This is a genomic window from Bacillus sp. GS3m_15504, assembly GCF_055825275.1.
In genome coordinates this window covers 2,297,771-2,321,558 of the sequence record NZ_JBVVNL010000001.1, presented here as the reverse complement: position 1 = coordinate 2,321,558, position 23,788 = coordinate 2,297,771, and the positions used below count along the sequence as shown (strand labels likewise).

General features: G+C 33.0%; 19 protein-coding genes. 13 read left to right on the top strand and 6 right to left on the bottom strand.

The window, feature by feature from the left end:
- Positions 1–31: 31 nt before the first annotated feature.
- From iolD to AC0L0O_RS12165, 4 genes are all read left to right on the top strand, one after another.
- Positions 32–1,966 carry a 3D-(3,5/4)-trihydroxycyclohexane-1,2-dione acylhydrolase (decyclizing) gene (gene iolD, locus AC0L0O_RS12180; protein ID WP_001195353.1) on the top strand — a complete coding sequence of 645 codons (1,935 nt, stop codon included), beginning with the start codon at positions 32–34 and terminating at the stop codon, positions 1,964–1,966.
- Positions 1,967–2,088: 122 nt separating this feature from the next.
- Positions 2,089–2,985 carry a myo-inosose-2 dehydratase gene (gene iolE, locus AC0L0O_RS12175; RefSeq protein ID WP_000471986.1) on the top strand — a complete coding sequence of 299 codons (897 nt, stop codon included), beginning with the start codon at positions 2,089–2,091 and terminating at the stop codon, positions 2,983–2,985.
- A 128-nt stretch (positions 2,986–3,113) separates the two neighbouring features.
- Complete coding sequence (locus AC0L0O_RS12170) at positions 3,114–3,959, top strand: class II fructose-bisphosphate aldolase (protein ID WP_001131820.1); 846 nt, start codon at positions 3,114–3,116, stop codon at positions 3,957–3,959.
- 105 nt (positions 3,960–4,064) lie between these two features.
- Positions 4,065–4,856: a 5-deoxy-glucuronate isomerase gene (locus AC0L0O_RS12165; protein WP_000900830.1), complete on the top strand. Its 792-nt coding sequence runs from the start codon at positions 4,065–4,067 to the stop codon at positions 4,854–4,856.
- Positions 4,857–5,048: 192 nt separating this feature from the next.
- Here AC0L0O_RS12165 and AC0L0O_RS12160 read toward each other — a convergent pair whose 3' ends face one another.
- The gene (locus AC0L0O_RS12160) at positions 5,049–5,255 is read right to left on the bottom strand and encodes a hypothetical protein (RefSeq protein ID WP_428888794.1); all 207 of its coding nucleotides are present in this window, start codon (positions 5,253–5,255) and stop codon (positions 5,049–5,051) included.
- 291 nt (positions 5,256–5,546) lie between these two features.
- Between AC0L0O_RS12160 and AC0L0O_RS12155 the strand changes: the two genes are divergently transcribed.
- Complete coding sequence (locus tag AC0L0O_RS12155; RefSeq protein WP_001094918.1) at positions 5,547–6,062, top strand: DinB family protein; 516 nt, start codon at positions 5,547–5,549, stop codon at positions 6,060–6,062.
- Between the two features lie 306 nt (positions 6,063–6,368).
- On the top strand, positions 6,369–8,321 hold the full coding sequence (locus tag AC0L0O_RS12150; protein ID WP_001171059.1) for a bifunctional metallophosphatase/5'-nucleotidase: 1,953 nt from the start codon (positions 6,369–6,371) through the stop codon (positions 8,319–8,321).
- Between the two features lie 274 nt (positions 8,322–8,595).
- Here AC0L0O_RS12150 and AC0L0O_RS12145 read toward each other — a convergent pair whose 3' ends face one another.
- Both AC0L0O_RS12145 and AC0L0O_RS12140 read right to left on the bottom strand, forming a co-directional pair.
- On the bottom strand, positions 8,596–8,754 hold the full coding sequence (locus AC0L0O_RS12145) for a Phr family secreted Rap phosphatase inhibitor (RefSeq protein ID WP_000721369.1): 159 nt from the start codon (positions 8,752–8,754) through the stop codon (positions 8,596–8,598).
- Positions 8,754–9,854 (bottom strand): response regulator aspartate phosphatase, encoded by a 1,101-nt coding sequence (locus tag AC0L0O_RS12140; protein WP_000217988.1) that lies wholly within the window; start codon positions 9,852–9,854, stop codon positions 8,754–8,756. Before AC0L0O_RS12140 ends, AC0L0O_RS12145 begins: the two co-directional genes overlap by 1 nt.
- Before the next feature lie 539 nt (positions 9,855–10,393).
- Between AC0L0O_RS12140 and AC0L0O_RS12135 the strand changes: the two genes are divergently transcribed.
- Together AC0L0O_RS12135 and AC0L0O_RS12130 are read left to right on the top strand one after the other, a co-directional pair.
- Positions 10,394–10,594 (top strand): helix-turn-helix transcriptional regulator, encoded by a 201-nt coding sequence (locus AC0L0O_RS12135; protein ID WP_000903071.1) that lies wholly within the window; start codon positions 10,394–10,396, stop codon positions 10,592–10,594.
- A gap of 5 nt (positions 10,595–10,599) precedes the next feature.
- Positions 10,600–10,851 carry a hypothetical protein gene (locus tag AC0L0O_RS12130; protein ID WP_000964482.1) on the top strand — a complete coding sequence of 84 codons (252 nt, stop codon included), beginning with the start codon at positions 10,600–10,602 and terminating at the stop codon, positions 10,849–10,851.
- A gap of 552 nt (positions 10,852–11,403) precedes the next feature.
- Here the strand turns inward: AC0L0O_RS12130 and AC0L0O_RS12125 are convergent.
- Positions 11,404–11,658: a SunI/YnzG family protein gene (locus AC0L0O_RS12125; protein WP_000900586.1), complete on the bottom strand. Its 255-nt coding sequence runs from the start codon at positions 11,656–11,658 to the stop codon at positions 11,404–11,406.
- Positions 11,659–11,916: 258 nt separating this feature from the next.
- Here AC0L0O_RS12125 and AC0L0O_RS12120 point away from each other — a divergent pair, with 258 nt between their 5' ends.
- Positions 11,917–12,648, top strand: coding sequence for a M15 family metallopeptidase (locus AC0L0O_RS12120; protein ID WP_001220643.1), 732 nt, complete (start codon positions 11,917–11,919; stop codon positions 12,646–12,648).
- Between the two features lie 236 nt (positions 12,649–12,884).
- Here AC0L0O_RS12120 and AC0L0O_RS12115 read toward each other — a convergent pair whose 3' ends face one another.
- Positions 12,885–13,289 carry a DUF3221 domain-containing protein gene (locus AC0L0O_RS12115; protein ID WP_428888795.1) on the bottom strand — a complete coding sequence of 135 codons (405 nt, stop codon included), beginning with the start codon at positions 13,287–13,289 and terminating at the stop codon, positions 12,885–12,887.
- 902 nt (positions 13,290–14,191) lie between these two features.
- On the opposite strand from AC0L0O_RS12115, the gene AC0L0O_RS12110 reads away from it, so the two are divergent.
- The 3 genes from AC0L0O_RS12110 to hlyIIR all read left to right on the top strand — a co-directional run bounded on the left by AC0L0O_RS12110 (position 14,192) and on the right by hlyIIR (position 17,980).
- Complete coding sequence (locus tag AC0L0O_RS12110; protein ID WP_000791604.1) at positions 14,192–15,424, top strand: N-acetylmuramoyl-L-alanine amidase; 1,233 nt, start codon at positions 14,192–14,194, stop codon at positions 15,422–15,424.
- Positions 15,425–15,728: 304 nt separating this feature from the next.
- The gene (gene hlyII / locus AC0L0O_RS12105; protein WP_000709376.1) at positions 15,729–16,967 is read left to right on the top strand and encodes a hemolysin II HlyII; all 1,239 of its coding nucleotides are present in this window, start codon (positions 15,729–15,731) and stop codon (positions 16,965–16,967) included.
- A 407-nt stretch (positions 16,968–17,374) separates the two neighbouring features.
- On the top strand, positions 17,375–17,980 hold the full coding sequence (hlyIIR, locus tag AC0L0O_RS12100; RefSeq protein WP_042511262.1) for a hemolysin II regulator HlyIIR: 606 nt from the start codon (positions 17,375–17,377) through the stop codon (positions 17,978–17,980).
- Between the two features lie 141 nt (positions 17,981–18,121).
- Here the strand turns inward: hlyIIR and AC0L0O_RS12095 are convergent, their stop codons facing one another.
- On the bottom strand, positions 18,122–19,600 hold the full coding sequence (locus AC0L0O_RS12095) for an Lsa family ABC-F type ribosomal protection protein (RefSeq protein ID WP_000061781.1): 1,479 nt from the start codon (positions 19,598–19,600) through the stop codon (positions 18,122–18,124).
- A gap of 1,010 nt (positions 19,601–20,610) precedes the next feature.
- Between AC0L0O_RS12095 and AC0L0O_RS12090 the strand changes: the two genes are divergently transcribed.
- On the top strand, positions 20,611–23,340 hold the full coding sequence (locus AC0L0O_RS12090; RefSeq protein WP_375361067.1) for an EAL domain-containing protein: 2,730 nt from the start codon (positions 20,611–20,613) through the stop codon (positions 23,338–23,340).
- Positions 23,341–23,788 lie beyond the last annotated feature (448 nt).

Sequence of the window (23,788 nt, the reverse complement as noted above, 5' to 3'; positions counted from 1 at the left end):
TGACTGTTAGAGATAGAAAGGAGCAAATCATATGCAAACTGTTAGAATGACAACGGCGCAAGCATTGGTAAAGTTTTTAAATCAGCAATATGTGGAGTTTGATGGAAAGCAACAAAAGTTTGTTAAGGGAATCTTTACGATTTTTGGTCATGGAAATGTAGTAGGCCTAGGTCAGGCTTTAGAAGAGGACGCTGGGGAATTAGAAGTATATCAAGGGAGAAATGAGCAAGGAATGGCAAATGCTGCGATGGCTTTTGCAAAACAAAAACATAGAAAACAAATTATGGCATGTACTTCTTCTGTTGGTCCTGGATCAGCAAATATGATTACCTCTGCAGCAACAGCTTCTGCAAATAATATTCCCGTTTTATTACTTCCAGGAGATGTATTTGCAACGAGACAACCTGATCCTGTTCTTCAACAAATTGAACAAACACATGACTTATCTATTTCTACAAATGATGCTTTTCGTGCAGTAAGTAAGTACTGGGACCGGATAAATCGTCCTGAACAATTGATGACCGCTATGATTCAAGCGATGCGTGTTTTAACGAATCCGGCAGATACAGGAGCTGTAACCATTTGTTTACCACAAGATGTCCAAGGAGAAGCATGGGATTTTCCAAGTTACTTCTTCCAAAAGCGTGTTCACCGTATTGAACGCCGTCTACCTACAAAAGCCAGCTTAGCGGATGCAGTGGAAATGATTAAGAGAAAGAAAAAGCCAGTTATGATTTGCGGTGGTGGTGTAAGATACGCAGAAGCGGCAGAAGAGTTAAAACAGTTTGCTGAAACATTCCACATTCCATTTGGAGAAACACAAGCTGGAAAAAGTGCGATTGAAAGTAGTCATCCATATAATCTAGGCGGCATTGGGGTAACGGGAAATGTAGCAGCTAATACAATTGCAAAGGAAGCGGATCTTGTTATTGGCATCGGGACGAGATTTACTGATTTTACAACGGCATCTAAACAATTATTTCAAAATGAAGAAGTTGAGTTTTTAAACATCAACATTTCAGAATTCCATGCGAATAAGCTGGATGCATTAAAGGTTATAGCGGACGCGAAAGAAGCACTTCTTGCTCTAATAGATGAACTGCAAGAAATTGATTATCAATCTAGTTATACAGTAGAAATTGCTGATGCAAAAGATGCTTGGGAAACAGAATTATCACGTCTACATAATATTCGCTTTACATGTCAAGATTTCACACCAGAAGTCGAAGGTCATTTCGATGAAAATTTAAATGAGTATGTAGACGCACTTGGTACACAATTAACACAGACTGCAGTCATTGGACAAATCAATACATTACTTGATGAAGATGCAATTATTGTTGGAGCAGCAGGAAGTCTTCCAGGTGATTTACAAAGAATGTGGGCATCGAGAAAACCTAATACATATCACATGGAGTATGGATACTCTTGCATGGGTTATGAGGTTGCGGGCGCACTTGGTGCAAAGCTAGCTGAACCATCGAAAGAAGTATATGCAATGGTAGGGGATGGTAGTTACCAGATGCTTCATTCTGAGCTTGTCACAAGTCTTCAAGAAAACAAAAAAATTAACGTCTTATTGTTTGATAACTCCGGATTTGGCTGCATTAATAACTTACAAATGGGCAATGGAATGGGGAGCTTTGGAACAGAGTTTCGCTACCGAAACCAGGAAACACGTAAATTAGACGGAGCAATTATGAAAATCGATTTTGCAGCTAGCGCAGCTGGATATGGTGTGAAAACATATCATGTTACATCACTAGAACAATTACAAGAAGCGCTTATAGATGCGAAAAAACAAACAGTTTCTACATTAATTGATATTAAAGTATTACCCAAAACAATGACAAATGGATACGAGTCATGGTGGCATGTAGGTGTTGCAGAAGTATCTAAAAATCAAAGTGTACAAGCTGCGTACGAGAGTAAAGTAAGTAACTTGCAACAGGCAAGATCTTATTAGATTAGGGCACAAAGAGAGCTTTTTATCTACATGCATATTGTTTAAGAAGCTCTCTTTTTAATGAACAGATAAGAGAATTTGGCGAAATTCTATCACATTTTGTAAAGAGGAGAGACAAGGGGATGTTTAAAGAAAATACAATTAAGCTTGGAATTGCACCAATTGCTTGGACAAATGATGATATGCCGGAGCTAGGGGCAGAAAATACGTTTGAACAATGTATTAGTGAGATGGCACTAGCTGGATTTAATGGAAGTGAAGTAGGGAATAAATATCCGAGAAATACGGTTGTATTAAAAAAATCTTTGGAATTACGAAACTTGGAGATTGCTAGTGCATGGTTTAGTACGTTTTTAACAACGAAGCCGATTGAAGAGACGGTAGAAGAATTCATTAAGCATAGGGACTTCTTGCATGGCATGGGTGCAAAAGTCATCGTTGTTTCAGAGCAAGGGCATAGTATTCAAGGGTTAATGGATGTACCACTATTTAAAAATAAGCCTGTTTTTACAGAAGAAGAGTGGGAGAAGCTTGCGGATGGATTACATCACCTCGGTAAATTAGCTCAGGAAAAGGGGCTACATATTGTATACCATCATCATATGGGTACGGGTGTTCAAACAACGACAGAAATTGAAAAGTTAATGGATATGACTGATCCAGCGCTTGTATCTCTGCTTTTTGATACAGGTCATCTTGTTTTTTCAGGAGAAGAGCCACTTTATATTTTGAAGAAATATTTACCTCGTATTAAACACGTACATTTAAAAGATATTCGTCAAGAAGTAGTAGATGTTGTAAAGGAAAAAGAATTGAGCTTCTTACAGGCAGTGAAGAATGGGGCATTTACAGTTCCTGGGGATGGCGTAATTGTATTTGATGAAGTGTTTACTATCCTTGCAAACTCTAATTATCAAGGGTGGTTTGTGGTAGAAGCAGAGCAAGACCCAGCTTTAGCGAATCCTTTTGAATACGCATTAAAAGCCCGAAAATTTATACAAGAAAAAGCCGGTCTGTAATTTAAGCATTTTAAGATTATTCCTAAGTAAATAGTATGGTAATCAACATGTCTTCTTACAAAAGGGGTAAAAAGACGTGAAGGTTGGTTTTACATGTAATAAATAATATTGAAATAGGGGAGTATGTAATGCCATTAGTTCAAATGAAAGATATTTTAATGAAAGCAAATCAAGAGAATTATGGGGTTGGGGCTTTCAGTGTCGCCAATATGGAAATGGTAATGGGAGCTATTAAAGCAGCTGAAGAGTTAAGCTCACCGCTTATTCTACAAATTGCGGAAGTTCGTTTGAATCATTCGCCAATTCATATGATTGGTCCTTTGATGGTAGCTGCAGCGAAACAAGCAACTGTTCCAGTAGCAGTGCACTTTGATCACGGTATGACATTTGAAAAGATTCAAGAGACGTTAGAGATTGGTTTTAGTTCGGTTATGTTTGATGGCTCGCACTATCCGTTAGAAGAAAATATACAAAAGACTAAAGAAATTGTAGAACTTGCGAAACAGTACGGTGCGACGGTAGAGGCTGAGATTGGCAGAGTTGGTGGTAGTGAGGACGGATCAGAAGATATTGAGATGTTGCTGACAAGCACTACAGAAGCAAAACGATTTGCAGAAGAAACAGACGTAGATGCTTTAGCTGTTGCAATTGGAAATGCGCATGGTATGTACAATGGAGATCCTAATTTACGATTAGACCGCCTACAAGAGATTAATGATGTAGTCCATATCCCACTCGTTTTACATGGCGGCTCTGGCATTAGTCCAGAGGATTTCAAGCAATGTATTCAACATGGTGTTCGTAAAATTAATGTAGCAACAGCCACATTTCAGAATGTAATTACTGCGGTTAACAATACCGTCCTAAATACTCCGTATTCAGATTATTTTACGTATCACCAGGATGTTATTAAGGCCGCATATGAAAACGTTAAAAGTCATATGCAAATATTCGGAAGTGAAAACAGAGCATAATCAGAAAAATTTTCTTCATTACTAGTTAGAAGAAATTCGGAATGTAGTTAGCTGACAAAAGTGGAGAATGCTAGTGAAGCCATTAATTAAAAGGAGGAGAAAGCTATGTTAGGAAAATTGGGTGAATTAAATGAGGGGTATAATGTATTAACAGAAATGAACGGTCAATGCAGTGATATGTTAATGGATATAGGCATATATAAGATGACTAATGGGAAAGAAGAGTTGCTATTTGATAATAAGAATGAAACAGCAGTTCTTTTACTGGAAGGCGCAATACGTTTAGAGTGGGAAGGCATGGAACAAGTTCTTCAAAGACAGTCTGTGTTTGAAGAAAACCCTTGGTGCTTACATGTATCTAAAAATGTGAAGGTTACCATTACTGCGCTTTCAGATAGTGAAGTGCTTGTTCAAAAAACGGATAATGATCAAGAATTTGCTTCTAAGTTATATACTCCAAATGAGTGTCAAAGTGTTGTAGCTGGAGATGGAGTATGGGAGGGAACGGCGCAGCGTGTTATTCGTACGATTTTTGACTATAACAATGCAGCATATTCTAATATGGTAGTAGGAGAAGTTATTTCTTATCCAGGGCGATGGTCCAGTTATCCACCTCATCACCATGATCAACCGGAGGTATATTATTATCGCTTTAACAAACCACAGGGATTTGGTTGTGCAATGGTTGGTGAGGATGCATATCGCGTTGTACATAATAGCTTTATTACAATTCCAGGTGAGCTAGACCATCCACAAGCAACCGCGCCAGGATATGCCATGTATTTTTGTTGGATGATTCGACACTTTGAGAATAATCCTTGGAATGATCGTATCATGGAGGAAGAACACAAGTGGTTATTAGAACCAAACGCGAAAATTTGGCCAGAAAAGGAATAGACGAAAATAAAAACGAGCAATCCTATTCATAGTGATAAGGTGCTCGTTTTGCTATTTGTAGGCAGAAAGAAAAATTCCTCATACTGTTATCGCCAGATTATTGTCCTGCGAACATTTAAAGTAAGAGAGTTCTTTTAGAGATTATGTAAAAAAATCTTTTATTTTGGCCTGTGTTTCTGACTTGTTAGTTATTTACTTTTTGTTTGTTGTTCTATCTACATTTGAAATGGGGAAGTCTGTGCCGTATAGGTTTTGGTTATTATCTTTATTGTTATTGTTTGGATTATGTTCCACTTGAGATGATGTTTCTAGCATTTGTTCTTGTTCCTTACTAGGGGTATTTAGGGCATCCGATGGGACGCGAACAATCTGTTCGCTTACTAGCTTTTCTTTATCCATATAATACAGCTCCTTTTTGAGATGAGATTAAAAACAATGGATTTATGAATAGACACTTCGATATTTTAAGCCTTTGAATGGAATTATATACAAACTTATATTGCAAAGATTGCTTTTATTCGTTTCTTGTTTTGGTTTAAATTTCGTTTCGGTACAAGTTTTGCTGTTAAATTGGCACAAGCAACAAAAGATATGATAACCAAAAGGTAGTGAAGGATAATATTTTTTCGTAGAGAATATTGCTAGAGTAGGAATTAATCTATTTTGTTTTTTGATGAAAGGGGAATTCTCATGAATACACTTGTAAATGACAAGTTTTATGAAACTCGAAATCATTTATTTGAGGAAATTACTTTGTTAAGCGATACTCAATTTAATAGGAAACCAGATAAGGATAAGTGGAGTATAGCACAAGTTTGTCATCACTTAGTTTTATTAGATGAGAGAGTAATAACAGTGATTTCGTCAGGATTAAAAAAGATGGATAGTACACAAAATGAGCGTAAAGAAATTCAATCTATATTATTAGATAGATCAATAAAATTTATGGCCCCAGAAATGATTGAACCAAGCATAGAACCATTTGAAGTGCAGCAAATGGTCGATTTGTTAAACGAATCGAGAAAACAACTAATGCGTTTCCTAAGTACAATAGAAGATGAATCTATATTAGCGAAAAAATCAGTGATGCATCCAGCTCTTGGAGAATTACTTCTTGATCAGTGGATAGAACTGATCTATTTACATGAACAGCGCCATATAAAACAAATTAAGGAGATAAAATTACTTTGTAAAGTTGGAAAGTAAAAATCATTGTCTATTTTGGGAGAAATGTATTCTGTTTAAATTATATAGAAAAGAATTCAAATAATTTATATACAACAAAGTAGTGTAAATTCACTACTTTGTTTATTGCCCTTAATTATTTAAACAAAGCGTTTTGTGACGTCTTTACACACAAAATATAAATCTGTAGACTTATATGCACTTTATTTTTATAAAAGAATCACCCGTGAAATTACTTTTTGTAGTTGAAGTTTTCCGAATAATAAGTTACATTTTTAAAGTTCAAGCATCTATACGACAGTACAAAAGGGGAGAAATATTGTTATTATGCAAAAAATGAAATGGAAGAACTATTTATGTTATTTTGTTATTTTTATACTTCTTGGAACAGCAGTAACAGTCAAACCATCTATCTCAAAAGCTGAGGAATCTGATGTTAACATTACACTGTTAGGTACTGCAGATATTCATGGTAGATTTATGCCTTGGGATTATGCGCTTGATGGTGCAAATACGAGTGGAAGTTTAACGCAACTTTATACGGTTATAAAGAAGGTGCGTCAGGAAAATCCCAATACAATATTAGTAGATGCTGGGGATACAATTCAAGGAAACTCAGTAGAGTTATTCAATGATCAGCCACAATCGCCAATGATGGTAGCGATGAATGCAATGGGATATGATGCTTGGGCATTTGGAAATCATGAATTTAACTTTGGATTAGATACATTGAAAAAAGTTAGTGAACAATATAAGGGAAATACATTAGCAGGAAATATTTATAAGGAAAATGGAGAGCGTTTTCTTCCTGCATATACGATTGTTGAAAAAGGTGGAATTAAAGTTGGGATTATTGGTATGAATACACCAATGATTAGTGATTTCGAAAAAGGGACAGATCATTTGGATGGATTGGTAGTGAAAAATCCAGTAGAAGAGACAAAAAAGGCAATTAAAGAATTAGAGGGTAAAGTAGATGTAATGGTAGGGGTTATGCATATGGGATTAGAAAATGAGAATGGAATCCCTGGTACTGGGGTTCAAGATATTGCGAATGCTTGTCCGGAATTAAGTGCTATTTTTGCAGCTCATATGCATAAGCTTGTAAAAAAAGAAGTTGTAAATGGTGTCATTATCACGGAACCAGATAAATATGGAACACATATCTCACGTATTGACCTTACTTTTACAAAGCAAGATGGGAAGTTGGTTTTAAAAAATAAAGCCGCTACCGCTATACCTGTAAAAAATACTGATGGAACAACAGTAGTATCTGATCCTACACTTGAAGACACACTGACACCTTTTCACGAGTATGCGAGGGGAGATGCAAATGTTGTAGTCGCTCAATTAAAGGGTAGAAACCTTGTTCCTGAAAATGAAATAAAGGGTATTCCAAGTGTGCAGATTCAAGAGACACCTTTATCAGATTTCTTTCATGAGGTCATGCTCTATTACAGCAAAGCAGATGTAGTAGCTCATCAAATTGATAACGATAATGCCCGTTTGGATGTAGGTCCTATTAAGAAAAAAGATATTGCATATAATTATCAATATGCTTTGGGTGAAATTACGGTATATAAGGTAACTGGGAAAGACTTAAAAGACTATATGGAATGGGCAGCAGGGTACTTTAATTCATCTCGTCCTGGAGATGTAACAGTTAGTTTTGATAAAACCCGTCGTGCGTCTAAATACAGTACGAATGATTTCTTTGGAGGCGTAAAATACGAAATTGACTTAACAAAACCATATGGAAGTAGAATTACAAATTTACGTTCTATTCGTACAAATAAACCAATCAAAACGAACGATGTTATGACGCTGGGAATGAATGCATATAGAATGGAGGCTCTTCAGGCAAAAGGTGGAGCTTTAGAGGGGCGTAAGTTTGAACAAATTTGGTCATCTAAACAAGAGAATGCATTCGGGGAAACTGGTGGAACCATTCGTAATCTTGCTATTACATATTTAAAAGAGGTGAAGAACGGTGTTTACACACCAAAAGTTATGCATAATTGGAAAATTACTGGCGTGAATACACATTCTTCAGAGCATAAGGCTGTAGTAGATCTTGTGAATAAAGGGATTTTAGAAATTCCAAAAACTGAAGATGGAAAATATACAAACATAGCATCTATAAATACTAAAGATTCAATTACAAAAGAGGAAATTGTCGCACTCTCACAAAAAGTAAATATTAATCCAAATCAGTTTAAGCATATAAAAACGAAAGGTGAATTTTACAAAAAACTTAGTAGAATTGTAAAAAAAATATAAGAAACATAACTCTAGTGCAAAAAAGTTATAACTAGAAGTTTAAATATATACGCAAAAAAGAGCACTCCTATACATGGCGATAGGATGCTCTTTTTTATGTTAAGAAAATCTTGTCTACTTTTAGTCTATCATCCTACGCACAATTATAGTAACGTGAATAGTCCGAAACAAACCTGTTTCGGACTGGGGGTTCAATATTTTATCTACTTTATTCAACTTTTTTGTATTTGTAGTATGAATTTTCTGATTTTTTAAGTAAGAAAACTGGATTACGTTAATTAATAGATACTCCACCAGAGATAATCAGTTTTGTTGGTGCTGGCGTATCTCCACCATTAAATGAAGAGTGTTGTGATACATTTAAACTAATCATGCTACATGCTAATGTACTTACTATTATCGTACTGAATAACAATTTTTTTATTTTTTTCATTACTTTAACGCTCCTTTTCTTAAATGTTTCTTATCAGCATTATTACTAATATAGAAATACTTACTCGCTTTAACATGATTATTTGTTTCGTAAAATTGCAGTGCTAAAATCTCTGCATATTCTTTTACACAATCCCACATTTCCTCTTTTTCAAAATAAGAAATGGCATCAGTAACTACTTTTTCTAGTTTAATTCTAGGCAGTTCTGTAATTAGTTCATTTAAAACTGCGAAACGGTGTTTATATTCCTCATTTCCTGATTCATTTGTATATTTCATTCCTTGCTCGATATATGCTCTTGCTGTTTCAATGCCTTCTAACTTATAATATGCTCTTGCTAAGACAAATAATGCTTTAAAATGGTTCGGTATGGTATTTATAATTTCAGAACTCTGTCTAATCGCCAATGGATATAAATCTTGAATATTATATAACCAGCCTAAATTGGATCGTACTCGTAATAATAATTGTTCTTCATCATACTTCTTAAAAATATCAATAACCATATTGAGACATTCTTCCGCTCTTTCAAATTCTCTTAGATCTATACAAGCCAGTCCATATACATTGTCGCATAAAGCAATATTAATTTTATAGCCTACATGATTCAAATATATTTCTTTGGCTTTTACTGCATGTTGAATCGCTTCAAATGGTTGATAAGATTGATAACAGTATGTTGAAAATCTATACTCAAACTCAGCTTTTTCTATTTCGTCAGGTATACCTTTTAAAAGTCCTTCCGCCTTTTCATAGTATGTTTTTGCCTCAGTATAATTTGCTATAATTGTAGAGTGGATTGCCTTAAAGAAATAATAATAGTAAGCTAAAAATGAAAATTCATCTTTAATATGAGGTAGTTTTTCTATTTGATTAAAAGAATCTTTTGTAATACTCATTCCATCTACCAAAACTTTATATCTAAAATTCAGCAGGGAATAATAGAATGATACATATTGGTCTGTTTCTATTCCTTTTAAACTTTCTTTTACTTTTAGATATGTTTGTTTTGCTTCTACTACATGATATAAACGAATTTCTTCATACCATTCATGTAATAATTCCATCAATTGTTTATTACTTTTTTCTTGAACAGTCATAATATCCCCCATTTCTCTGTAAAGGCTTATTCTGATAATAACAGGAATTCGATAAATTAAATTTAATCATGATTTTTTTCATAAAAATACAGAATATTCTGAATTAAATAGTTGTCCATGTTTTTAAATTTGAAAAGTATAGGTAAGGTAGTTCAAGTTTCGTTAATGTATTTTTTTACAGTTTTCTATTAAATACTTCTTATTAGGGGGAGCGTAGGTTTTGGATAAGTATCATAGGAAGCGTAACTTTTCATAAAATGTAGGTTTATACTTCCGCTAAGTAATTATCATAATGAGAGTATACAGATGTATCAAATGAAACTTCTACTTAATCAAATATGATTTAATACTTTCTTAGTTTTGGTTAGGGATATTTATATACTTTAAAGTAAAGAGCTTTATTTTATAAAGGGGGGAATTTTGGGGTTTATAACTCATAATCTTTTGATATAAATTTATTTTAAGTGTTGAAAGATTTGTAAAAAATACTTTATGAATTGTAAGAAATAAATTACATTTTTTTCTGAGAGGTGTTCCTATTGTTACATAATAGAATTGTAGTTTGTCGAGCAGAAAAAGGTTGGACTCAAGAAGAATTGGCAAAAAGGGTTGGTGTTAGTCGACAAACTATCGCTACTCTTGAAAAGAATAAATATAATCCTTCTCTAATTCTTGCCTTTAAAATCGCAAATGTATTTGAAAAGCCAATAACAGACGTGTTTGATTATCAGGAGGAGTGAGTCATATGTTGTGGTTAAAAATTTTATTTTTAGTTGTAATATTCATTAGTCAGATGTACGTAATACAATTTCAGTCCAGTGATGAAGCAAAAGACGAAAGAGGGAGAGAAATTCAATATAAAACAAATAATGTGTTGTACAATATCTTATCTGTAGGTATCATTGCCATTTTTATCAATAGACACAGCAAAAATTACCAATATAGTGTATTTGATTATGATGAAGGTAGAATGATAACGATGTACAAATTGTATTAGAATGGAGGTTTATATGGCAGAGGTAGAGTAAGGGGACTTTCAGAATTGAAAAGCATGAATATTGTGTGAAAGAAATGGAAATTGTTGAAAATATAAAAAATGTATAGTAAATTGAGGGTGTATGCTAGATTATAATGAACAAGAAGTCGGGTGGTTCTGATTCTTGTTGATTGATAGTTCGTAAGGTCATAAAAAGTCTTGGTTTGGTCGCCAAGGCTTTTTTCATGCTGTATTCAGGCATAAAAACCTTGTATATCTCGAATAATTTTCCAAGCTGCAGCACGGGATTTGTTTTTTCAATTGTAAAAAACATATTTGACTTACATGGTGGGAAGTATGGTGTAACTACTACCGAGAATGGAGTATTGTTCTACTTTGCTTAGAAAAATGGGGTATAAAGTAGTAAGATGTGATAGAAGTGATAAAGTATTGAAATGTTAAAGGGGATTTACATTCATATAGAGTATTTAAAAAAAGGTGTAAAGTCAATTCCATGGCTTCGCACCTTTTATTTAACTTGGACTTTGTTTAAGCCCGTTAATTTGTTCATTTTTAAGCGTTTATTGCATTTAAAATTGAAACTTTATTTGTTGTAAATAATACATAATTTTGTTTTACTGTTTTGATTAAAATACGATCCGTTGTTCCATATGCAGTGCCAATACGGATTGCACTAGTCACTTCAACACCCGCATAGGTAGCATCTTCAGTAACCTCAATTACATCACGTAATGGAATGGTAATCTCCGCCAATTGCCATGAAATTATTAACTCTTCTTTTGTTTTTTTTACATCAATACCTAGCATTATACCAAGACCTTTCTATAATAGAATGCTACACTTCTAATCTTATTATACAAATTTTTAGATTATTTTTCCATATGTAGGAATAGAATTGGTTTCTGCGTGTTAGTATCTTTAGCGTATCGAACGAAAAGGAGGATATACTGTCTTTCTGTTAAGAAATATGTTAAGAACAAAAGTTCACTTCAAATTAATATGAATTTGATATGGTTGTAGTATTATAAACGAGAAATATTAAGAGTGGCAGGAAGGAAATGAATAATGAGAATTAAATTAGTAGGGATTTTTACTTGTATGATTGTGATACTTGGTATCTTTATCGTTTATACCAATCAATCTATTGGTAAAGAACCAAGAAAAACAAACTATGAAACTCGTGAAAACTCCATAAATAAAGAGAAAAATAGTACTTCAAATAACATAGCAAGTTCTTTTGCTAGTGTACAAGCTGTAGTTAATAAAGAATATGGATTGCCTGAAGACTATAAACCGGAAGATTTAGTTGTACCAAATGTACCATTCTCATTCAGTGGAACGCTAGAAAAGAGTTACCTTCGTAAAGAGGCAGCAGAAGCACTAGAAAGGTTATTTGATTTAGCAAATAAAGAAGGAATCCAGTTGAATGCTGTTTCTGGCTTTCGCTCCTATGATTATCAAAAAAAACTGTATGCAAACAACGTGAAAAGAAAAGGACAAGAGCATACGGATCGCTTCTCGGCAAAGCCAGGACATAGTGAACATCAAACAGGATTAACGATGGATGTTTCTTCAAAAAGTGCAAATAATGAGCTAGAGTTAACCTTTGGGAATACGAAAGAAGGAAAATGGCTGAAAGAAAATGCGCATCGTGCAGGTTTTATCATTCGTTATCCAAAAGGCAAAGAGAGTATTACTGGATATGCATATGAACCGTGGCATATTCGCTATGTAGGGGATATTGCTGAAAGTATATATAAGAAAAAACTGACTTTAGAAGAATATATGAATCTGTAAAAATAGAATTGTAAACGATACTGCTATTTGAAAGATGAAAGAGGAGCGATTCATATATTTACAGTAATGTGAGATGTATGATCTTACGTGAGGTGCAGAATGATAAGTATTAGGTTAATATATGATGGGAATCATAGAGCAATGAAAAAGAATATAAATATTACGTATTCAGTTTTTTACTAAATAACAAGGCATCATTCTAATTAGAATGATGCCTTGTTATTTTTTAGCATAATCTATTGAATTACTTTTTCAATTTTAGGCATTACAGTAATTGGGGGTAAAGATTTGGTCCATGCAGCAGCATAAACATTTAACTGTTCACCTATAGTGTAATTTTTACCATTTGAAACTGGAACCCTTAAAATTTTATTTTGAGAAACTAACTCCCACCAATCATTTTGATAAGCGAGAGCTTCATCTTTTGTAGATGTAGCAGCAACCACTAAATAATTGTTTTCTACTGAAATGACATATCCAGTAAACGGCTCTTGTTCTTGTTTTTGAATAGAATGAATAGGTGTAGTGCTTACAGACGCCTTATTAGAATCTGCAAATGCCGGTGTTAATCCAAAAGTAAATCCACATCCTAATGTTAAAGCTGTTACGGTTGTTACTAATTTTTGTTTTTGTGTAAACATAATTATATATCCCCCTTATATTTTATCCCTACACTTGCCATTTTCTGGTTCTATACATATAAAGCCTTTTAATATTAAGATGTTTAACCGATTTGTAACAAATATTCCATAAATGTTAATGATATCTATTAATGGAAGTGGTTCTATGTTATAATTCACTAGGTGAACTATTATTATTAATACATTCATCCTTTGATGAATGTATACCCTTCCTTAATTGTAAATATGTTCGATTTTATTGGTGAAGAGGGAAGAAAACCCTCTTCTTTTTTTGTTCCTTCTATAGTTCGAAGATACCTTAAGGAAGTAAAAAGATGGATTGTGTTTATATATTAGTAAAAACATTTGTGGCCGCTTTTGGTGGTTACTAGAGATGTTGGGGCATAATATTTAAAGTTTAAGTAATCATGGGAGCCAATTGACTAGATTACAGGAGCGCTCACAATGGTATTTAACGGAGAATTGAAGTGTAAGTGGGCTTTATGATTATCGTCGAAAAGGTAGTTATTATAAGTTATTTCCCCTAACTAATAATCAATTTTGTTTAAAATATAAAACTACTATTTTACTTAATCAAGTAATTATTCACATTATTAAATAATTACTTTGTGTGTTATTCATCTTGTTATCTTACAAAAATGTAAGATTTTTTTAATTGACACTCGTATATATAAGTAACTATACTGGTTACACAATGTTGGTGAATATATTTAGTAGTCTCAATCTATAAGTGTATGTCGAAGGGTTCTTCTCGAAATAATAGTTCGATATAAGATTCTTGATCTGTAATATAGTGATGACACCAACTTAATCTATACTTTATTCGAAGTCATATGATTTAAAGATGAACTATAATTGATATAATTTACCAACTTGTAATAATTTCTTAGAGGTGCTAAATTTTGAAGAACAAATTAATTGCTACAGGAATTCTTGCTGGAAGTTTACTATCATATTCTACTAGTATTGTTGCAGATACTCACAGATTCCCAGATGTTCCTGCATGGGCTGACAAATCCGTTACTTATTTAGTTGATAAACAAGTATTGAGTGGTTATCCAGATGGGACTTTTGGTTCAAGTGATACACTAGATAGAGCTTCTGCAGCAACAATTATGACTAAGGCTCTTGGTATACACATTGATTTAAATGCAAAACCATCTTTTAAAGATTCACAAAACCACTGGGGAACCCCTTATATTGCCGCAGCTGAAAAGGCAGGAATCATTAAAGGTGAAGGAAATGGAATATTTAATCCTTCTGGAAAAGTTACTCGTGCTGCTATGGCTACTATGCTAGTGAATGCATATAAACTACAAAATAGAAACACTAGCAATGGACAAAGTAAATTTGAAGATTTAAAGGGCCATTGGGGTGAAAAGTTCGCAAATACTTTAATTGATTTGAAAATTTCAGTTGGTACAGATAATGGCTGGCAACCAAATAAATTCATAACACGCGCTGAAGCTGCACAACTAACTGCAAAAACAGATATGCTTCAATATAGTCATAGTAATCCTTTAGAAAATAAAACCATAATTATTGATCCCGGACATGGTGGCGAAGATCCTGGAAAAGACACAAAGGGATTACCTGAAAGTAAGATTGTACTAGACACTTCTTTACGTCTACAAAAATTGCTTGAAAAACATACACCATTTACAGTTTTACTAACTCGTAAATCTGATACTAGACCAGGACATGATCAAAAAAGCTCTTTACAGGAACGTGTGAAATTTGCTAAACAAAATCAGGGGGATATCTTTATAAGTGTTCATGCAAATGCTTTTAATGGTAATGCAAAAGGGACGGAAACATACTACTATAAATCTTCTAAATCTGAAAAAACAAATCCTCATGTGGAAGAGAGTCGTGTTTTAGCTGAAAAAATTCAAACTCGATTAGTAGACGCTCTTCAAACACGTGATAGAGGCGTTAAACATGGAGATCTTCATGTTATAAGAGAAAATGACATGCCAGCTGTGTTAACGGAACTTGCTTTTATAGATAATGGTATCGATTACAGTAAGTTATCTACAGAAAACGGAAGGCAGATTGCTGCAGAAGCCATTTATGAGGGGATTTTAGATTATTATGAATGGAAAGGAAATAATGTATCTGAATATAGGCTGTAATAAGCAAATGAAAATATAGTAATTCTCAAAATAAAGAATTCTATAATTTTTTTGTATTTTTTTAAACAAGAATTTTAAATATATATTTAAAATTCTTGTTTAAATCGTTATTCTGTGTTTTAATAATATTGATAATAGTTATCAGTAAAGAAGAGATGGAAATTAGCAAATCAAGTGTTGATAGTTATTGGCATAAAGATTAATAAATTTCTACATTGTAACGTTATAAATCTATCTCTAGTATTGAGAGCTAAAAATAATACGTTTATATCTTTTAAATGTTTAAGAAGGAGTGGCTGTCTGTATGAAAAAAGCAAAGGGAATAGCTAAAAGTGTTGCCGTAGCGTCCGTTATTATGTCTGGATCACTTGGTTTACAAGCAACATCTGCATTTGCAGATTCTAAAGGAACTGTAGAAAATCTTCAAAATGGTGGGAAAGTCTATAATAGTTTTAAAACTACTTATGACATGAAGCAGAATATCAAAAATTCAATAAAGGTTTCTTTTATTGAGGATCCTTACGCAGATAAAAAAATTGCAATTGTTACCACTGATGGTAGTAATATAGATGCGAAATATACAATTAATGGGGGATACTATAACGCAGGTTTAAAATGGCCATCGGCGTATCATACGGAAGCAGAAATAACTAGTGGCGATAGCGCTCAATTCCATAAAGCTGCCCCAGTTAATACAATGACTTCAGCAAAGGTTACTTCTGAGGTAGGGTATACACTTGGTGGGAGTGTTAAAGTTGGAGTAAACGATAAAGGGCCAAATGCCGATGCAAGTATTACAGGTAGCTTTGCTTGGAAAGAAAGTGTATCTTATGATCAGGTAGACTATAAAACGGTATTAGAGACTCACACAGATAAAAAATTAAATTGGAAAGTAGGATTCCAATCGTTTAATTTCCCAGAGTGGGGAATTTATAATCGTGATTCATTCAATACTTTCTATGGTAATCAACTATTTATGAAATCACGTAGTTATAATGAAGGAACGAATAATTTTGTTTCAAAAGACACAGTACCAGCTTTAACAGGATATGGTTTTTCTCCTAATGTAGTAGCGGTTATCACTGCTGATAAAACAGAATCTACATCAGATTTAAAAATAACAAATCGTAGAATTTCAGATCAGTACAATATTGAATGGGTAAGTTCAAAATGGTGGGGAACAAATAATAAGGATACATATAATGAGTTCTTTACAAACAACTATAAATTAGACTGGAAAAACCATCAAGTTACTCTTGATAACCAAAAAGCCCCTGAAGAACAAATGATTGGTATCAACAACGTGAATAACCAGCTTAACAAAGGAAAAGGAAAATTATCTTTTTCAATGAATGGAAATCAGCTTAAGGCTACATCTAGCAATGCTGGTTATGGTATCAGTTACGAAGATAAAAATTGGGGTATCTTTGTAAATGGTGAAAAGGTCTACACGTTTAATGAAAAAACAACTGTAGGTAATATCTCAAATGACATTAACAAATTAAACATCAAAGGACCTTATATTGAGATTAAAAAAATCTAATCAGTAAATAAGGTACAATTGATGGATAATTATTTCATCAAAATATGAGTATAAAGGTTTATTTTAAATCTGTATAACGTAATGAAAGGACCAGATAAACTCTGGTCCTTATTATTTTTTGTTCATTCTTTTACTCAAGTAGAAAAGAGCGTAAAATATTTGAAAGCTATTCATGTCACGCAGGGGGATATTTTTTTAAGCATGGCGTTTAATTAGGAAAGGAGAGATTGAAGAGCTGTCTCTTTTTGAGGCGTACGTTGTGTGGCGAATTGTTTAAAGTAATGAAGACCTCATCGGTTGTTAAGTTACTACTTTAAATATATAATTAAATTTCATTAAAAAGAAACTCTATTCAAATTCCTTATTGGATTTTTGAAGTGAAATATATATTATTTGAGGTGTGTGAAATGGGGAAGTCTCGTGAGCAGACGATGGAAAATATTTTGAAGGCTGCTAAGAAAAAATTTGGAGAGCGTGGTTACGAAGGTACGAGCATACAAGAAATTGCAAAAGAAGCGAAAGTAAATGTCGCTATGGCTTCATACTATTTTAATGGGAAAGAAAACCTGTATTATGAGGTATTTAAGAAATATGGCCTTGCTAATGAGTTACCTAATTTTCTTGAGAAGAATCAATTTAATCCTATTAATGCTCTAAAAGAATATTTAACAGTCTTTACTACACATATAAAAGAAAATCCTGAAATTGGCACATTGGCATATGAGGAGATTATTAAGGAAAGTGCAAGATTAGAAAAGATTAAACCGTATTTTATAGGTAGTTTTGAACAGTTAAAAGAAATATTGCAGGAAGGGGAAAAACAAGGAGTATTTCATTTCTTTTCTATAAATCATACGATACATTGGATCACTTCTATTGTTTTATTTCCAAAGTTTAAAAAGTTCATTGATTCTTTAGGAACAAATGAAACGAATGATACAAATCATGAATGGATGCCAGAAGATTTGGTGAGCAGGATTATTTCTGCTTTAACAGATAAGCCTAATATATGAATTGCTCAGTGTTTATGAATCCTAATTTTCCTATTAAAAAGCCTAATTTCTCAATGTATTGTAGAGAAATTAGGCTTTTTCGACATTTCATTCAAATACTTTATAAACTAATGGCTTGATTTATTAATGATTCGAGTGAAGTCACATAGATATAGTTTTAGTTGCAACTGTTTGTTGAAATGCCTTATCATGCTCAACAATAACCATTGTAGGATTAAATTGTTGAATCAGCTCTTCAATTTGCATACGTGAGTAAATATCTATAAAATTTAGCGGTTCGTCCCAAATATATAAATGAGCTTTTTCACATAAACTTTTAGCGATAAGCAGTTTTTTCTTTTGTCCACCAGAATAATGAGATATATCTTTTTCAAATTGAATTCGGTCAAAGTCCATCTTTCGTAAGATGGATTTAAATAACGTCTCATCAATTTTTTGCTCTTCAATATAGTCTGATAGTGATCCCTTCAAATGAGAGGTATCTTGTTGGACATAGGAAATGGTGAGTCCTGTACCTAAAGTAACTAAGCCTGTATACTGTATCGATTGCCCTAGAATTAGTTTTAGGATACTACTTTTCCCGCTCCCATTCTTGCCATCAAGTACAATTCGGTCATCTTGTTCAACTATGAAGCTAATCGGCTCATTCACAACTTGGTCATCGTACTTAACAGACACGTCAGCCAAAATAACCAATTCATTTGACTTAAACTTCAATGCTTCTAATTTTAATGACTCAGTTTTCTCCACATTTTTTAGTAATTTTGACTTTTCTTCAATAACTTTTTGCTGCCTTGATTCGAGGTTTTTTGCTCTTTTCATCATCTTAGCTGCTTTATGTCCTACAAATCCCTTATCCAACTTAGAACCTGAATTCCTTGTTCCATTTTTTGAAGCTTCTACATCGTGAGACCAACTTGCTGAACGCTTGGAAGACTGTTTTAATCTTCCTATGTCTTTTTGTAGACGATCATTTGTAGCTTGTTCGTGCTCTTGCTGTCTATCAAAATTTAATTTCCAAGAAGAATAGTTCCCGCTTTGAACTTCAATATTCGCTCTATTTATAGATAAGATATGGTCAACGCATCCATCTAAAAAGATTCTGTCATGTGAAATTAAAATAAACCCTTTTTTCTTCCTTAGATAATCAGAGACTATTTTTCTTGCATCAGTGTCTAGGTGGTTTGTTGGTTCATCAATTAATAGAAATTGGCCCTCATTTAAAAACAGTGCAGCAAGCAACACCTTTGTTTGTTCTCCATTTGATAAAGTTTTAAACGGTCTGTACATGACCTCGGCATCAACATTTAAATAGGATATTTCACGTAGAAATTCCCAACCTTCTGCTTGGGGGCAAATTTCTTCAAGGATTTCATGAGTAAATTTGTTCTTATCTGCAACAGGGTAGGGGAAGTAATTGAATTCTACCGAAGCAAGGATTTTTCCACTATACTCATAATTCCCTAATAATAAATTAAGGAATGTCGTTTTACCTCGTCCGTTTCTACCGATAAATCCTAGTTTCCAATCCGTATCTATTTGAAAGTTTACATCTTCAAAAATATTATCAAAGCTACCTGGGTATGAAAAAGTTAAGTCTTGAACTTTTATCATTGACATAATAATTCCTCCTTTATATATCGAAACGTTTCATATAAAGTCGGAACATCCATCCATTTTTTAATTGCTCTATATAAGTTTGATGGATATTAACGACTTATATAGAGCATTACATGTGTAACAATAGTGTCTGAATTAGCCATTTTTCCCGCTCCTTTATTTGTTAGGTAAATTTAGCGATTAATAAATTTCAACTTACATAAAAGGGAATAAAAAAATCCCCCAATTATTAATCGGAAGGATTAGTCTGTCTCTTATACTTAATAAGTACTTATTAATCATTTGAATCATGACAAATAAAGTATGAAATGAATTATAAAAATGGATAGACTAACCCTATATTTTGTAGTTTGAAGTTATAAAATTCAAATTAAAATATAAATTAGTTAATCATTATTCATCCATCATTCCTTTCATATTTCTATTTTTAGGGTAACATTCTTTTTGTGGAGATGCAATATCATCTTCACTTAATGCTAGATCATGTATAATTGTTTGGCTAATTAGATATAACAATACATCTTTTTTTATAAACATCATATTTTGTTCAAAATGTCGCGTCTTTTGTCCATTAAAAGGTAGCTATTTGAAATTGACATTACCTCCTAGTTGTAACTATAATTGTTACAGTAGGTTTGGTAATTTCATTCGAAATTCTAAGTTTATGATAGTATATCTTCCTTCTTTCTAAGGGTGTCAATTAGCGACTAACTATGTTGCAATGGAAGCTTAGATTCTATCTCATATTCAAAGAATAGTTAATTTGTATCATTCAAATTAACGATGAGCGAATACTTAAAAAACACATTTTACATCTTATTCTTTGGGGAATCCTTAGTTGAAAAATGGAGAATATCTGCGGGAAGCAAATAAGACTGTAGTATGTAGAAAGAAAACTTTTAAAAAGGTAATAATAAGGAATGATAGGTAACACTTAGTTTAATGAATACGAGTTGTGCCGTATCAAGTCATTTTAAAAAAGTCTAGAAAAAATCAAGAAGGTGATTCCATTGCGTAAACATTCACATGTGCAATTTTATGTATTGATATTGGCTTTAGTAGCTTATTTAAGCTTTTGCTTTATATTTTTATTTGTTTTTCCGAATGAGTATTTTGTATCAGATTTTAATATACGACTATCATCCTTAGTTGTTGAAATTACTGTATTTATCTCATTACTTTACTCGATAGCATCAAGAAAAATTAAACTAGGAGTCTTTTGGGTTTGTATTACTATTGCAATAGGGTGTTTCTTGATAGGGAATTTTATATCAGCTTTTCAAGTACTTAATGTAGAATTACCAATTCAAAATTTTAATATCTCTGATGTGTTTTTGTTGTTTTTCTTATTCTTCTTTCTCTTTGCGTTCTTTTATAAAATCATGATGGAATGTAACAAATGGGAGAAAGCGTATTTACTTTGTGATTTATGCATTGTTGTTACTGCTATTTTTACATTAGAGTGGTACCTATTTAATAAACCTTCTGCAAATATCTTATTCTTTTCAATTGGAGATGTTTTTCTTTCATTTATTTTTCCGATTATAGATTTATTGCTTCTATTACTTGGAGTTACACTAATCTTTCGACCTGCTATTTTCAATGCAAAAAGTAAATTGTTTATTTTTATCCTAGTATTAACTGGATTTGCTATTACGGACTACTTATATTTTTACTTACAAGATGATTTGTCAGATCGTTCAGTTATATTATTAAGGTGTTTGTATAGAGTTTTTCTATTATTTATCGCTATTGCTGCGACTATCCCAAGGAGTGTATCTTCTAAAAGAAATTATTTTATTATTAATCCGACATTTGGAAAGAAACTTCTTGTCATATTCCCTTATCTTGCAGTTGCAATCTTAATTGGTTTTACTTTGAAAGAGCAAACTTCTTCATCTACACTGATTACGGGAAATTGTATTGCCTTTGTATTTGTACTGATTCGTCATATAATTGTACGCATGCAAAACAAAGATTTAACCGAAACATTAAAAGTGTTTAATAATCAATTAGAGCAAAAAGTATTTCAAAGAACAGCAGATTTAATAAAAAAATCTAATGATTTGGTAAAAAATCAAGAGAGGTTTAAGTCCTTATATGAGTATCATCCAGACCCTATATTAACTATTGATCCAAATGGTACCGTTTTAAATATAAACCAGTCTGGAAGTATATTATTAGGGAAGGACAGTGCTGCATTAATAGGAAAAGAGTGCTTCTCTATTTTTTTAGATGAAGATAAACCTGAATTGGAAGCAGCCCTAAAGATGGGGAAACGATGTAGTTCGTCTTCTTTACAGTTACGTGTGAAACATAATAATGAGAAGGATATATATTTTTGGTATGTCACTATTGTTCCTATTATGATAGAAGGACAAACTTTTGGGAGTTATGTAATGGTAAAAGACATTACGAAAATGAAGCAACAACAAGATAAGATAAACTATCTAGCATTCCATGATACAGTGACGGAGATTGGAAATCGAATATTCTTCCAACAAGAATTAGAAAAATCCATTGAACGTGCACAAAAAACGCAGGGTGAATTTGGACTCTTGTATATAGATTTAAATCGTTTTAAGACCATTAATGATACAATGGGACATTCAATTGGTGATAGTGTTTTAAAAGAAGTTGCTAAACGTTTTAGGACATGTCTGTCACCGTCTATTCCTCTGGCTAGAATAGGGGGAGATGAGTTTGCAGTCTTAGTCCATAACCACACAGAACAACAGCTATTGGATTTATGTGAAAATCTGTTTCGTATAACTGAAAAACCATTTGTAGTCAATCAGCATAGTTTTTACTTATCTCTTAGTATAGGAATAGCAGTGTATCCGTTTGGAGGAATAAACACTACTACACTTTTACAACATGCTGATATCGCCATGTATAGCGCAAAGGAAAAAGGTAACAATGCTGTTTGTATGTACGACGAGACATTATCTCAAAAAATAACAAGACGATTACAATTAGAACAGGATTTACCGAATGCAATTGAAAATAATGAGTTGTTTTTATTATATCAACCACAAGTTGATAGTAAGGCAGGTAAGGTTATTGGTGCAGAGGCTTTAATACGTTGGCAACATCCAGAGCTTGGGCTAATTTCACCTTTTGAGTTTATACCTATCGCGGAAGAAACATCGCAGATTATTTCAATTGGGAAATGGACGTTACAGGAAGCGTGTCGGCAACTGAAAGAATGGCATTCTGCAGGCTATTCAAATTTAAAGATGGGGATAAATTTATCAGCTATAGAGTTTGAACAGAAGGGCTTTGTTCAAACAGTCATATCTATTATAGAAGAAGTAGGGGTACCAGCTAACTCGATTGATTTGGAATTAACAGAGCGTATTGCCATGGTAGATGAAAAAGAAACTTTATCGAAGTTAAAAGCATTAAAATCATATGGTGTACATTTATCAATTGATGATTTTGGTACAGGCTATTCTTCATTAGCGTATTTACCTTTGTATCCAATTGATACTTTGAAAATTCCAAGAGAATTTGTGAATAGGATTGGAACTTCAAATGATGGAGATGAAATTATACAAACTATTATTTCGTTAGCCCATACTTTAAATATGAAAGTAATAGCAGAAGGGGTAGAAACGAAGGAGCAATTAACAGTGTTACAACAAAATGCATGTTATCTAATTCAAGGGTATTACTACAGTAAGCCTGTAAATGAAGATGAATTTATTAATTTTTTAAATACGACACATAACAAATAATTCCCAAAAATATATATGAAGTAAAGTGAGAAGACGTTCTACTCATATGGAGTAGAACGTTTTTCTTATATTTATTTTCAGCAGAAATGCAGTTAGGTTTCTGTTTTTGAGAGTAAATTTAGTATTTATATTCTCAGAATCAAATTTATCGTGAACTACACGCCACTTAGCAAAGCCTGAAGTGGGAGATTCTCAGTTCGAAAGTAAGCTTTCGGCTCCCTGATCGTTACTTAGGGATGTTCCTCCCTAGATGTGCTTCGTATAATCGCTCTTTTGGTACAATTGATATTTTACGCAGGAACCAAATGGCATGGGTTTTCGCACTTCATTTTCTTCCTTCAACGTCCTATATCAAGTTATCAAAGGACTTCATATAGCTAGTTTATATGCCGAATTGATATTTATCTTCCACCTATCCTTGGCTACGTCCTTCGCGCTTGAGGAAGGA

What these genes read in the sequence shown, in the direction of transcription:
- AC0L0O_RS12170 (WP_001131820.1), top strand. Translation starts at nt 3,114, where the DNA reads ATGCCATTAGTTCAAATGAAAGATATTTTAATGAAAGCAAATCAAGAG.
- AC0L0O_RS12130 (WP_000964482.1), top strand. Translation starts at nt 10,600, where the DNA reads ATGTTGTGGTTAAAAATTTTATTTTTAGTTGTAATATTCATTAGTCAG.
- hlyIIR (WP_042511262.1), top strand. Translation starts at nt 17,375, where the DNA reads ATGGGGAAGTCTCGTGAGCAGACGATGGAAAATATTTTGAAGGCTGCT.
- AC0L0O_RS12160 (WP_428888794.1), bottom strand. Translation starts at nt 5,255, where the DNA reads ATGGATAAAGAAAAGCTAGTAAGCGAACAGATTGTTCGCGTCCCATCG.
- AC0L0O_RS12125 (WP_000900586.1), bottom strand. Translation starts at nt 11,658, where the DNA reads ATGCTAGGTATTGATGTAAAAAAAACAAAAGAAGAGTTAATAATTTCA.
- AC0L0O_RS12150 (WP_001171059.1), top strand. Translation starts at nt 6,369, where the DNA reads ATGCAAAAAATGAAATGGAAGAACTATTTATGTTATTTTGTTATTTTT.
- AC0L0O_RS12165 (WP_000900830.1), top strand. Translation starts at nt 4,065, where the DNA reads ATGTTAGGAAAATTGGGTGAATTAAATGAGGGGTATAATGTATTAACA.
- AC0L0O_RS12115 (WP_428888795.1), bottom strand. Translation starts at nt 13,289, where the DNA reads ATGTTTACACAAAAACAAAAATTAGTAACAACCGTAACAGCTTTAACA.
- AC0L0O_RS12145 (WP_000721369.1), bottom strand. Translation starts at nt 8,754, where the DNA reads ATGAAAAAAATAAAAAAATTGTTATTCAGTACGATAATAGTAAGTACA.
- AC0L0O_RS12095 (WP_000061781.1), bottom strand. Translation starts at nt 19,600, where the DNA reads ATGTCAATGATAAAAGTTCAAGACTTAACTTTTTCATACCCAGGTAGC.
- hlyII (WP_000709376.1), top strand. Translation starts at nt 15,729, where the DNA reads ATGAAAAAAGCAAAGGGAATAGCTAAAAGTGTTGCCGTAGCGTCCGTT.
- AC0L0O_RS12155 (WP_001094918.1), top strand. Translation starts at nt 5,547, where the DNA reads ATGAATACACTTGTAAATGACAAGTTTTATGAAACTCGAAATCATTTA.
- iolD (WP_001195353.1), top strand. Translation starts at nt 32, where the DNA reads ATGCAAACTGTTAGAATGACAACGGCGCAAGCATTGGTAAAGTTTTTA.
- iolE (WP_000471986.1), top strand. Translation starts at nt 2,089, where the DNA reads ATGTTTAAAGAAAATACAATTAAGCTTGGAATTGCACCAATTGCTTGG.
- AC0L0O_RS12120 (WP_001220643.1), top strand. Translation starts at nt 11,917, where the DNA reads ATGAGAATTAAATTAGTAGGGATTTTTACTTGTATGATTGTGATACTT.
- AC0L0O_RS12140 (WP_000217988.1), bottom strand. Translation starts at nt 9,854, where the DNA reads ATGACTGTTCAAGAAAAAAGTAATAAACAATTGATGGAATTATTACAT.